This is a genomic window from Sulfuriroseicoccus oceanibius, assembly GCF_010681825.2.
Lineage (GTDB): Bacteria > Verrucomicrobiota > Verrucomicrobiia > Verrucomicrobiales > SLCJ01 > Sulfuriroseicoccus > Sulfuriroseicoccus oceanibius.
In genome coordinates this window covers 114485-126552 of the sequence record NZ_CP066776.1, presented here as the reverse complement: position 1 = coordinate 126552, position 12068 = coordinate 114485, and the positions used below count along the sequence as shown (strand labels likewise).

Genomic DNA, 12068 nt, shown 5'->3' with positions numbered 1-12068 from the left:
TCGCTGCTTTGTATTGACTGGGGAGATGGTCAGCGCGAGTGCGCACACGAATGGCTCTAACTTTTAGGGGCTCGATTGCTGGTCGTTTCCAAATCTTTGCGTGGAGGGGGGCTTTGATTCGTTTGTAACCACAGAGGTCACGAAGATCACGAAGGCACAGTGATTGGAAACCTAGCAATGGAGCGACTGTGTCCTCGTTGTCGTTGTGCACAGTTTCTTGCAGATTGTCTGACAGGGGCGCCTGGTCGCTGGCGTATCGCGGGCCATGCGACCTGTCTTTTCACTTTTTCTGGCTGCCTGCTCCGTGTTTGCCGGTGGCCCGGCTCTTGCCGCTGAGGCTCCGACCCATGAGAGCAATCTGGAATACTTCTCCGATGCCAAGTTGGGGATCTTCGTTCACTGGAACATGAGCAGCCTCGAAGCGGTGGCCGATCCGGCGCTTCATCCTTATACCGATCCGAACTCGCCCTGGTTTGGCAAAGGCAAAGACACTCTGGCGTCGGGGCAGTATGAGAAGTCGAAGACGGGGACCGAAATCTCGTGGGGGCGCGTTGGTCCGAGACCGGGCAAGAAGGATAACGGGGTGGTGATCGAGGACCACTACACGTCACTGCCCTACGCGCAATACAATCGTCTCTGGGAACGCTTCAAGCCCGAGAAGCTCGATGCGGAGGATTGGGCGGATCTCTTCCGTAAGTCCGGGGCCAAGTATGTGGTTCTCGTGAGCAAACATCACGACGGGTTTCCGATGTTTGATGCCAAGCGCTCGCTGCGGCTCAATGAACACGGGTACCCGATGGTAGATCACAATGGCAAAGCGGTGATTGCCGAGGGCCAGACTGCGGACCTAGGCTGGAAGATTACCGGAGAGCGGGGCTTCGGCCGCGACGTGATCCGCGAGCTTTCCGATGCCATTCGCAAGGAGGGCCTTAAAGTGGGTTATTACTATTCCAATCCGGATTGGACTCACCCGAACTACAATCCACCACGCGGCAAGGCGGATCCGACCAAAGGCGCCGACTACTCGCCCTACATGCGGCATCACCTCAAGCAACTGCTCACCGAATATGGTGATGTGTTCTGCTTGTGGTTCGACGGACTGGGCGGCAGCCATCCCAGCCACTGGGGAGGCGATGCGGTGTACCAGGAGGTTCGGGGCTATCAGCCAGCGACGCTTTTTAATGATCGTTACTACTTCTCCTACGGCGGGAAGCAACAGGCCGACCACCGGGGCTTGGAGGATTTCGCGACTCATGAGCGCAAAAAGGGCTACTTCAATACCAGTAACCGATGGGAGACCTGCGATATCATCTGCCGCGACCATAGCTGGTCCTATCAGAACGGAAATCCGGTGAAACCGCACTCCGTCCTTCTTACCGACATCATCGATGTGGTGGACTCCGGTGGGAACTTCCTGCTCAACCTGACGCCGGATGGCAACGGGGTTCTCCCCGCCGACCAACGGGAAGCGATCACGCGAATCGGCGAGTGGATGGGGCGATTTGGCGAGTCTGTGTATGGAACCACGGCCGGACCTTATAAGCCATCAGGGGCACTGAGTTCGTCGCATCGTGGCAAGTATGTATATCTGCACGTTCGCACGGGATTGATGGTCGGGCCCAGCTTCCGAGTGCCGGGGCTGGAGGGGAACGAGCTCCGCTCTGCAAAGTTGCTACATGGTGGAGAACTTGAGGTCGCACGTAGGGAGGGCGATTACTATCTGACCCTTCCCGCCGGGGAAATGTTGGAGCCCGTGATCGACTGCGTGGTGCTGGAGTTTGCGGGTCGTGTCGATTCGACGCGTTTCTACGAATTGCCGAGCGCCGGGGCTGACTACTCAGCCTACGGCCGCATTCTCAATGACGGAGCCATTTGTACGAGTGCCGACGCCGATCCTAAGTGGAGTCCAAATCCGCAACAACTGATGGATCTAAAGAGCGAGCAGCGCTTTGGATTCCACTCGATGGAAATGGAGTCGCCCTCGGTGCTGATAGACCTTCGCAAGGTGGAGAACGTGAAGCACATCGCCATTACCAACCGCGCCGACTCCCATCAAGAGCGCGCAGCTGGATTACTGGTGGAGTATTCAACCGATGGCAAGACATTCCACAAGCTGTGGCAGGACGACTCGAAACCTGAGAACGTGCCAGAGCGGTGGGCTATTCCGGTAGGATCCGAGAAAACCGGAGCCTTCATTCCCGGCAAACCACTCCGCTACCTGCGTGTCAGCCTTCCCGGCAAGGGCCGGACACTTCACCTGCAGCACATTGCGGTGGTAGGTGAGTGAGTGGGGGGGCGGCGTCGAGCTGAGTAGGGGGCGCTGCGCTCCGACTTCAGATCGGTCAACAGCAACGAGGATAACAAGAGGCGAAGAACTATTACAGTCCGAAGTATGCCGAGAAATTCATCAACAGGCACGGAAAGACATTCGAAGAGAATGAATCCATTTCAAGTATAGCTGGCTGGAAGAAAGAGTGGCTCAAAGTCAAGTCGAGAGGGAACGGTTACAACGATAATGTATGGAGTGTTAGTGTGACGCCTGATGAAGGCAAAGGTAAGGGAAATGGACCTGGGGTTGTTTATGACTTCCACATCATAGATGGTACATGGAAGGTTGTATTCTGGGGTGACTACCCTAAGTCATAACCAGTCGTTACTGGACGACGGCTGACTTAGGGTGCGTCGTCGTGTCGGGAGCGGCCGGCGGGTGGGGGATACGCGTCGGCGGTGTCGCATGCTTGGCCTGGATTGCGTTGGCGCGGAATATCCCAGGGTGTGGTCGCCTGAGGCTCCCGTCACCCTGGGCTGGTTTGCGTTTCCCTTTCAGCAACTCTGTTTCTAATTTTGTTTTATCGGCTCGAAATTGGGGTCGGAAAGAAGGCGGTTTACGAGTCTGACAAGCTTTCGGATCACGGCGGTGATGGCGACATGATGAGGTTTTCCTTTGGCGATCAGACGGCCATAAAATTCCTTCAAAATCGGGTTGTGGTTCGTGGCGCATAGAGCAGGCATGTAGAGGCTGCGCCGGAGTAAATGCCTTCCTCCGCGGACGTGCCTCTTGCCGCTATGAGTGCCGGTGTCTTTGTTGAATGGCGCAACTCCAACTAAAGCCGAAGCCTGGTTGTCGGTGATTGCGCCCAGTTCTGGCATTTCAGACAAGAAGACCGTGGATGCAGCCAGACCAAGTCCTTTGATCGACTCGATTTTGCGCTTCTTCTCACGCAGCACGGCGTCTTTCGCAATGAGTGTGTCGAGTTGCTTTTGGCAACGAGCAATCGCTCGCTCAAGGCTTTGGATTTGGGTCTTGAGCTCCTTCTTCACAAAGCTGTCGGTGACCTTTTGAAGGGCCGTTTTCTGAGCTGCAGCTTGGCGGGTGAAACGATCCTTAATCCTGGCGATCGCTGACATCTTCTCCTGCAGAGCTGTAGGTTTTACGCGGGATGCCGGGGTGATCGACTCTCCGAAGCGAGACAAGACCGTGGCATCAATCGCGTCAGTTTTCGCCGAGATTCCCATGGCCTCGGCAAATGCTCGTGCTCGCTTTGGATTAACCAGGCTGATGGGAATGTTTAGCTCCAATGCTTGAGCGAGGAGGCACTTTTCATAGCCACCGGTAGGCTCACAGATGATGTGGATTTCGTCCTGTTGTTTGGATAGCTTGAGGAGCTCCGATTTTACCTTTGATGGAGTGTTGGGAACGGTCCAGGAGCGCTTTGTTTTGGGGTGATAAAAGTCGAGTTTATCTTTGCTGACATCGACGCCGATATAGTGTTTGTTCTGAGTGTTCATCTGTATTTCAACCTTGGATCTACGAGCTCTCGGGCTCTTGCAACTCTACGAACTGCAGATGGATTTGAGGGAAACAGGCCTCCTTGCTGAAAGACGAGTTCAAGGACTCGAGGAGGAACGGAGTGACTGTTTCAGCGATCGAGGTGGGGGTGGCCACCCCCACCTTGATCAACCTCCGGTTTCGTATGAAACCGATGGAGCTAGGAATAGCTCAAATTGACCAACCAAGGGAGGAATCGACGGCGTGACACAGGGCTGAAGCCCTGTGCTGTGATCCAGCCTCTTTTTAGGAGGAGGGCTGATTATACTGTGGCAAGGGCGGTAGTTGGATCTGTCGTACTCTTGCTAGGTACTTTGCGTCTTTGCGTCTTTGCGTGAGGTTTATCGTACCTGCGGGTGGGCCGGGAAATGCGTTGGTTTGGGTTGAAAAGGATTGTTTGGTTTTGGTGGGCGGGGCAGAGTCCGGGCGATGGTGGGGAACTTTGTGATTAGTAGTGATTCGATGGGGCGGTGGTGCCCGGTGGCGGACGTGGTGTCCGCGGTGGGGGGAGTGTGTGGGGAAGGAGGGGCGGAATGAGTTTGATGTCGCCGGAGTGGTTGTTGTTGGTGCCTGTGTTTTTGTTATTGGGCTGGTGGCGGCGTGAGCTGGGGTTGTTTCGTCCGTTGCGGTTGGCGTGTTGGGTGTTGTTGGTGTTGGCGATGACGCGGCCGATGACCCAGCTCGGGCGGTCGCCGATGGATTTGTGGTTGTTGGCTGATTTGTCGTCGTCGACGGGCGGGGTGATTGAGGCGGAGTTGCCGGAGTTGGAGGGGTTGATTGAGGATGAGAAGAAGATGGGGGGCGACCGTCTGCGGGTGGTGCATTATGCGGCCGAGGCGGTGGAGATCGACCCGGTGGCGGGGGATGCGCGGTTGGATGAAAGCGACCGGCATCTGACGCGGACGTCGCTGGCCGTGCAGTCGGCTGCGGCGCGCGCTCAAGGCGACGACGAGGGACGGCCGGCGCGGGTTCTGGTGGTGACGGATGGTTACAGCACCGAGCCGCTGGCCGGGTTGGTGCCGAGTTTACAACGGGCGAACATTCCGGTGGATTATCGGATTGTGCCGCCGCCGAGTGCGGTGGACGTGCGGGTCGAGCGGTTGGCAACGCCGTCGCGGGTGCAGCCTGGCGAGCCGTTTTTGGTGGAGGCCGAGTTGGCGGGGAACATGAATGGTCCGCTGAAGCTGCAGTTGCTGCGCGATGGGGTGGAAGTGGCGGTGCGCGATGTGCGGTTGCGCAATGGATCGGCCAAGTTGCAGTTTACGGATCGGTTGAGGGCCGGGCGGGCTTATCTTTACGAGGCGAAGGTGGTGCCACAGGAGGCGGGGGACGCGTATGCGGGCAACAACGAGGCGCAATCGTTTGTCGAGGTGGATGCGGGCGGGCGCATTCTGATGCTGACCAAATACCAGCCGGATCCGGCGGCGGCCGCGCTGCGCAAGCTGGGGCTCGAGGTGGAGGAAGTGGCTGATGGCTCGAACCTGACGGCTCGCCATTTGACCGGTGTGAGCGTGGTGGTGATCAACAACGTGCCGGCGTGGGAGGTGTCGGGGGCGTTTCTTTCCGCGTTGCCATTCTTCGTCGAGTCGCAGGGTGGTGGTTTGATGATGGCGGGTGGTCGGCAGAGTTTCGCGGCGGGGGGGTATGCGGCGTCGCCGATCGATGAGTTGTTGCCGGTTTCAATGGAGCTGCGCAGCGAGCACCGCAAGCTGGCGGTGGCATTGTGCATTGTGATGGACCGTTCGGGCAGTATGAGTGCGGCGGTGGCTGGTGGGACCAAGATGGATTTGGCCAACAGCGGGGCGGCGAATGCGTTGAACCATCTCGGTGGGACGGATGCGATGGCGGTCTTTGCCGTGGATTCGAGTCCGCATACCATGGTGAAGTTGCAGCCGGCGGTGCAGAACCGAGACGCGATTACGAAAGCGATCCGTCGGATCCGATCGACCGGTGGCGGGATTTTTGTCTACAGCGGGCTGAAGGCGGGGTGGAATGAAATCAAGCGCGCACCGCATGCGCAGAAGCACGTGATTTTGTTCTCCGATGCGGCCGACAGCGAAGAGCCTGGCGACTATAAAGAGCTGCTGGCCGAAATGCGGGCCGAGGGCGCGACGGTGAGTGTGATCGCGCTCGGCAACAAAGGGGACGCGGATGCTGCGTTTTTGGAAGACATCGCGCAGCGTGGCGACGGGCGGATCTTCTTTGTCGAGGATGCCGGGGCGTTGCCTGATGTGTTCTCGCAGGAGACGGTGGCGGTGGCGCGGGCGGCGTTTGTGAGGGACCCGGTGCCGACTCGGGCGACGGGGTCGTTGCGGGAAATTGCGTCGGGCACGCCGGACTGGCTCGACCAGGTGGATGGTTATAATTTGAGCTACTTGCGGCCGTGGGCGCGCCAGGCCTTGGTGTCGGTCGATGAGTTTCAGGCGCCGTTGGTGGCATTTGGTCCGCGTGGGACGGGGCGTTGTGCCGCGGTGTCGATGCCCCTGGGGGCGGAGTATGCGGGAGCGACGTTGGGGTGGGAGGGGTACGAGGACTTTGTCCAGACGCTGGGGCGGTGGCTGGTCGGCAGCGACGTGCCGCGCGGGGTGGCCTTGCGTTCAAGGATCGATGGATCTGTGATGACGGTGGATTTGTTGTACGACGATGCGTTGTGGAGTGAACGTTTTGCCAAAGACCCGCCAAAGCTGTCGCTGGCGATGGGCGCGGAGTCGCCGCAGACGCGTCAGGTGGTGTGGGAGCGGATCGAGCCGGGGCGTTACCGGGCGCGGGTGGATTTGGTGCAGGGCGAGATGGTGCGTGGTGGGATCTCGCTGGGTGACCAGGCGTTGGCGTTTGGCCCGTTGGTGGCGAGTTCTGGTGCGGAGTGGCGTTTTTCTCCGGTGATGCTCGACGAGTTGCGTCAGGTGGCTGCGGCGACCGGCGGCGAGGAACGACTGGATCTCGCGGGTGTGTGGGAGCGGCCGTTTGTCAAACCGCCACGGCCTCTGATGCCGGTGCTGTTGGCATTGGTGTTGGTGCTCGTGCTGGCGGACGCGCTGATGACGCGGATCGGGGCGAATCGAGTGAGCTTTGGCGGCGGGCGCAGGAAGAAGGCGGCGGCGAAGCGCGCTCAGCAGGCGAATCAGCCGACGATTTCGGAGGTGGCGAAGATGGATGAATCCACCTCAATCCCGGCAGGCGTAGGTTCGCGGGAGAGGTCTGGTGTCGGCAGTCAGCGGTCGCGTTTCGAGCGCGCCAAAAAAGGTCGGCGATAGGAAAAATTCTCAGGAATAAGATGAACCAGGCCTCGCTCTACGAAAAGGTGCGTGATTCCTCGCGGTGGTTAGCCGTCGGATTCGTACCGTCATTGAATCAAGAAAACCAACCCATTATATAGCTATGAAAATTCACCTGATTGCTGCATTTGCCGCCCTGATGATCGCTCCACTCGGATACGCCGACGGATGCGGTGGATGTAAGAAAGACAAAGAGAAAGAGGGCAAGGATTGCGAGAAGTCCGAGCTTTGCGCTGATCTGATCGCGGATGGCTGCAAGAAAGAGAAAGATTGCGGCGAGAAGAAAGAGTGCGACAAAGAGGAAGCCACACTTTGCCACGATCACGCCAAGAAAGACGGCGAGTGCTGTAAGGAAGGCGAAGGCTGCTGCAAGAAAAAGGAGTGCTGCAAAAAGAAGTGCGACAAGGAAGAGTGCGATAAAGAAGACTGCGACGGTTGCGACAAGAAAGACGGCGACTGCTGCAAGGAAGGCGAAGGATGCTGCAAAGGCGGCGACAAGAAGGAAAAGGACGCTGAGTAATGGCGTCGCCGCGTGATGCCGGGGATGGCTCTGGTATCTGCGGATGACTGATTAATCACACCGCACGGGCCCTGGAGACGGGGGCTGTGCGGTGTTTTTGTGCCGCAGATGGGCGCGGATGGGCACAGATGAGGAGATTGGTCTTATGGGTCCTATAAGACTTATCGGGGGGAGGGTCCGTTCCAAGGGGCCTAAGGGTGCGGCGCAGCTGGGGCGCTACTTTTTGATCAACGCGCTGGCTGCGATCCCGAGGCCGCCGACGAGGAAGAGTCCGGGGAACCAAATGGTGTAGAGGGCTGCTTTGGTGTCGCGTTGGAGGATGGCGTTGGTTGGGTCGGTTGGATCGACGTAGCAGACGGTTTGGGTGCCGGCGGGGATGGATTCGGCGAACCCGGTGAGCTTTTCTTTTTCCTTCAGGCGGCGGACGCGGGTGCGCACTTGGTCGCCGGTATAGCGGGTGCCGTCGATTTCGTAGGTGTAGCGGACGTCGATGCGGTATTCCGGTAGGGCGTTGGGGACGCGGCTATCTTCGATGATGCGGGATTCGAGGATGAGGCAGGGGTGCTCCGTCCAAGTGTAGGTGGTGCGCACTTTTTGGTATCCGTTCCACATCAGAGCGATGAACGCGCCGCCCATGGCAGCGATGATGAGACCGAAGACGACGAGGAAGATTTTCGAGCGGAGAGGGGTGGCCATGGTGGGGTACGGTACGGCGGTCTGGGTGAGGGGCAAGGAAGATGAGCGTGGGGAAAACGTGGGGTCGTTGGTGATTCGATCAAGGTTCTCGTTGTCAGGGCGCGAGGGTATATTACCTTGCTCCCCTGATGAGCACACTCAACGACCAACTGACCGAAGATATGAAGGCCGCGATGAAAGCGCGCGACCAGAAGAAGCTGAATGTGATCCGTGGCCTTAAGGCGGCGGTGAAGAACGCGGCGATCGAGGCCGGTGGGGCGGATGCGGTGTTGGACGACGTGGCGGTGATGGCCGTGATCCGCAAGCAGATCAAGCAGCGTCAGGACTCGGTGGAGCAGTATCAGAATGCGAACCGTCCGGAGCTGGCGGAAACCGAGTTGGAAGAAATTGCCGTGCTCGAGACCTATTTGCCTCAGCCGTTGAGCGAGGAAGAAGTCGACGCGATTGTCGACCAGGCGATTGCCTCTACCGGAGCCACCGCGATGGCGGACATGGGCAAGGTGATGGGCGAAGTGCAGAAGCTCGCCGAAGGGCGCGCCGACGGCAAAGTGCTGAGTCAGAAAGTCCGAGCGAAACTGGCGTGACCGGAGAAGCTCCATCGTCGGCCGCGGGACCAGCGGCGACCGTACTGGCCATCGAGTCGTCTTGTGATGAGACGGCGGTGGCTGTGTTGCGTGGTCGTGAGTCGTTGTTGTCCGCGGTGGTGGCGTCGCAGATTGAGGCGCACCGGCCGTTTGGCGGGGTGGTACCTGAGTTGGCATCGCGTCAGCACAGTGCTGCGACGCCTGGTTTGTTGGCGGCGGCGTTGGAGAAAGCCGGAGTGGACGTGGCGGACGTGGATGTGTTTGCCGCCACGGCCGGGCCAGGGTTGGCGAGTTCACTTTTGGTGGGGAACACAACGGCCAAGGCGTTGGCATTGGCGTGTGGTAAGCCGTTTTTGGCAATCAACCATCTGGAAGGGCACCTGCTTTCGCCCTTTTTCGGGGATTCTGAGGGAGTGCAGCCCAATGTGGCGCTGGTGGTGAGTGGGGGGCACACGATGTTGGTCGATGTGGCGGGTGTGGGGAGTTACGAGTTGATGGGGCGTTCGCGCGATGATGCGGCGGGTGAGGCCTTCGACAAAGTGGCGAAGATGCTGGGCTTGCCGTATCCGGGCGGGCCGTTGATCGACCAGCTGGCGGTCGAGGGCGACCCGAAAGCCTATGATTTTCCGCGCAGCATGATGAAGAAGCCGGGCTTTGAGTTCAGCTTTAGCGGGCTCAAGACATCGGTGCGCTATCTGACTGAAACCTTCGACCAGGAGAAGCGCGACGAATGGCTGCCGGATGTGTGCGCTTCGTTCCAGCAGGCGGTGGTCGACGTACTGGTGGGTAAGACTTTGAGAGCTGCCAAGGCTGCGGGGCGCAAGCTCGTCACCGTCAGTGGCGGGGTGGGCTGCAACCGCTGCCTGCGCGAGGAGATGCAGCGGGCCTGTGATCGGGCGGGGCTCGATCTGCGCATCGCCGAACCGGCGCTTTCGACGGATAACGCGGCCATGATCGCCTATGTCGCCCACGAACATCATTTGCTTGGGAGGTCCTCCAGTCTGGACTCTGATGTGGATCCAAACCTCCCGCTGACCAACCAAGCCAACCGAGCTTAATCCCAACGCGCTTACTCTAGATCATGTCTCACTTGCCGACCCGACTGCCCGACTGGATGCGCGCCCGATTCACGGACGGCCAGCGCTTTATGATCCTGTGCGTGGTGGTGGGGGTGCTGTGTGGATTGGCGGCTGTTGGGTTCCACTATGCGATTGAGGGGGTGTTCCACCTGGTGACCTCCACGGCGCAGAAGCTGGGTGGCTGGCAGTTCTGGGCGGTGCTTGGATTGGCCCCCGCGGTTGGGGCGCTGGTGGTGGGAATTATTTTGCAGAAGCTCGCGCCGTCGGCGGCGGGCAGTGGTATCCCGCAAACCAAGAAGGCGTATTACAACGACTTCGGGAAGCTGAGTTGGCTTGAAGGGATGTGGCGTTTTGTGCTCGGTACCTTGTATGTCGGGATGGGCAACGCGCTCGGTCGTGAGGGGCCGACGGTCCACATGTGTTCGGCGATTGCCTCGACGGTGGGCCAGTGGGCATTCCGCGCCAAGTCGCGGGTCCAGGCGATGGTGCCGGTGGGAATGGGTGCGGGGATTGCCGCGGCGTTCAACGCACCGCTCTCGGCGATTACGTTTGTATTCGAGGAGCTGCTCGATGATTTCTCGACCAAGGCACTGGGTGGCATCGTGGTGGCGGTGGTGATTTCCGCAGCGGTTTCGCGGACGATTCTCGGTGAGGAGCCGGTGTTGAACGTGCACTTTGTCGACCAATTCCAGACGGCTCCGTGGATGTTGATTGCCGTGCCGCTGGGCCTGGCTGCTGCTGGCACCGGGCATTTGCTGGTGCGTGTGTTGTTGTGGTCGCGCGAGCGGATGCGCAACTTATCGATGCCGCTGTGGGTGCGCACGACCGGTGGTGGCCTCGGTGTGGGGATCCTGGGCTTGAGTGCGTTTGCGCTGACCGGGTTGCTGGGTGAACCGCAGATGGGTGTGTTTTCGATCGGTTATGGCAGTTTGGACGCGGCGTTCGATGCCAAGCTGGCGGTTGGGGCGCTGTTGATCTTGTTTGTGTTCAAGTTTGTGGCGGTGGTGTTGTCGTATTCATCGGGCGGCAGTGGTGGTTTGTTCTCGCCGACTTTGTTCCTTGGCGGGATGCTCGGCGGTTTGTTTGGTCTGGGCCTGGTGACGCTCGACCAACACGTGCATTTGTTGCATCACTCCGCGCTACCGGACGAGGCGGTGGGTGCGTGCGTGTTGCTGGGAATGGGGGCGATGTTTGCCTCGGTGGTGCGTTGCCCGTTCACCTCGTTGCTGATCATCTTTGAGATGACTCGCAGTTACTCGCTGATGCTGCCATTGATGGTGGGGAATGTGATCTCCTATTATCTGGCGAGCCGCTGGCAGTCGGTGCCGTTGTACAACGCATTGTTGCTGCAGGACGGCGTGAGTTTGCGCCAAATGCCGGCGTACCGCGGGGCGCAAGATTATCGCAACCTGCCGGTCGCCACGATCATGACGCACGAAGTGCTGTCGTTGAAGGCATCGATGAATGCGGCGGATGCGCTGGAATTTCTCAAAGGTCAGCAGTCGAACTACCACGGTTATCCGGTGGTGGATGCGGAAAAGAAACTCGTCGGTATGGCGATGCACCACGAGCTTGACGAGTGGCTTGCCGCCGGGGAAGAGCGGAGCTTGGAAGAGTTGCTGGCTTCGCAGAAAGTGATCTCGATTTCAAGCGAGGTGGCGATCCGTGAGGCGGCCCGATTGATGGTACGTTATGATTATGCCCAGCTGCCGATCCTCTCGACCACGACGACTGGCAAAGTGCTGGGAATTATCACACTCAACGATATTGCGCGTCAGCAGAACGCGATCGACCGTCAGATCGACGGATAGGGGGCGATGGGTGCAGGGATGTGTGGCGTAGAGCCGGTGAGGTAGGCTCTGTTCTTGTGACATGGACTCCCAGGTGGCTGTGAGTGCCGGGGCGTTGTGCTTCTGATAGGTATCATTGGTAGACCATAGGTCGGGCGATCGGACCAGTGTGATTCGATTCCGTGAGGTGGGGACCTGTGGAATGGTTTGGCCGTTGCCAGGTTGGGCTTCGGTGTTGGCCAGAGGATGGCGAATGTATTCCGAGGCTGAATCGGGCGCGCGAGCGTACTTTCTA

The 12068-nt window shown here is 59.1% G+C and carries 8 protein-coding genes; 6 read left to right on the top strand and 2 right to left on the bottom strand.

Annotated elements, in window-relative coordinates:
- The first annotated feature begins 265 nt into the window (after positions 1-265).
- Positions 266-2287 carry an alpha-L-fucosidase gene (locus G3M56_RS00505; RefSeq protein ID WP_164364993.1) on the top strand — a complete coding sequence of 674 codons (2022 nt, stop codon included), beginning with the start codon at positions 266-268 and terminating at the stop codon, positions 2285-2287.
- A 551-nt stretch (positions 2288-2838) separates the two neighbouring features.
- On the opposite strand, the gene G3M56_RS00500 is transcribed toward G3M56_RS00505, so the two are convergent.
- Positions 2839-3789: an IS110 family RNA-guided transposase gene (locus G3M56_RS00500; protein WP_235203500.1), complete on the bottom strand. Its 951-nt coding sequence runs from the start codon at positions 3787-3789 to the stop codon at positions 2839-2841.
- Positions 3790-4362: 573 nt separating this feature from the next.
- Here G3M56_RS00500 and G3M56_RS00495 point away from each other — a divergent pair.
- Together G3M56_RS00495 and G3M56_RS00490 are read left to right on the top strand one after the other, a co-directional pair.
- Positions 4363-7083 carry a vWA domain-containing protein gene (locus G3M56_RS00495; protein WP_164364787.1) on the top strand — a complete coding sequence of 907 codons (2721 nt, stop codon included), beginning with the start codon at positions 4363-4365 and terminating at the stop codon, positions 7081-7083.
- Between the two features lie 124 nt (positions 7084-7207).
- Positions 7208-7624, top strand: coding sequence for a hypothetical protein (locus G3M56_RS00490; protein WP_164364789.1), 417 nt, complete (start codon positions 7208-7210; stop codon positions 7622-7624).
- 216 nt (positions 7625-7840) lie between these two features.
- On the opposite strand, the gene G3M56_RS00485 is transcribed toward G3M56_RS00490, so the two are convergent.
- On the bottom strand, positions 7841-8320 hold the full coding sequence (locus G3M56_RS00485; RefSeq protein ID WP_164364791.1) for a DUF3592 domain-containing protein: 480 nt from the start codon (positions 8318-8320) through the stop codon (positions 7841-7843).
- Positions 8321-8448: 128 nt separating this feature from the next.
- Between G3M56_RS00485 and G3M56_RS00480 the strand changes: the two genes are divergently transcribed.
- The 3 genes from G3M56_RS00480 to G3M56_RS00470 are packed head-to-tail and all read left to right on the top strand — an operon-like array spanning position 8449 to position 11794.
- Complete coding sequence (locus tag G3M56_RS00480) at positions 8449-8904, top strand: GatB/YqeY domain-containing protein (RefSeq protein WP_164364793.1); 456 nt, start codon at positions 8449-8451, stop codon at positions 8902-8904.
- Positions 8901-9962, top strand: a complete 1062-nt coding sequence (gene tsaD, locus G3M56_RS00475) for a tRNA (adenosine(37)-N6)-threonylcarbamoyltransferase complex transferase subunit TsaD (protein ID WP_164364795.1) — start codon at positions 8901-8903, stop codon at positions 9960-9962. Before G3M56_RS00480 ends, tsaD begins: the two co-directional genes overlap by 4 nt.
- A gap of 23 nt (positions 9963-9985) precedes the next feature.
- Positions 9986-11794, top strand: coding sequence for a chloride channel protein (locus G3M56_RS00470; protein WP_164364797.1), 1809 nt, complete (start codon positions 9986-9988; stop codon positions 11792-11794).
- The last annotated feature ends 274 nt before the right edge of the window (positions 11795-12068 follow it).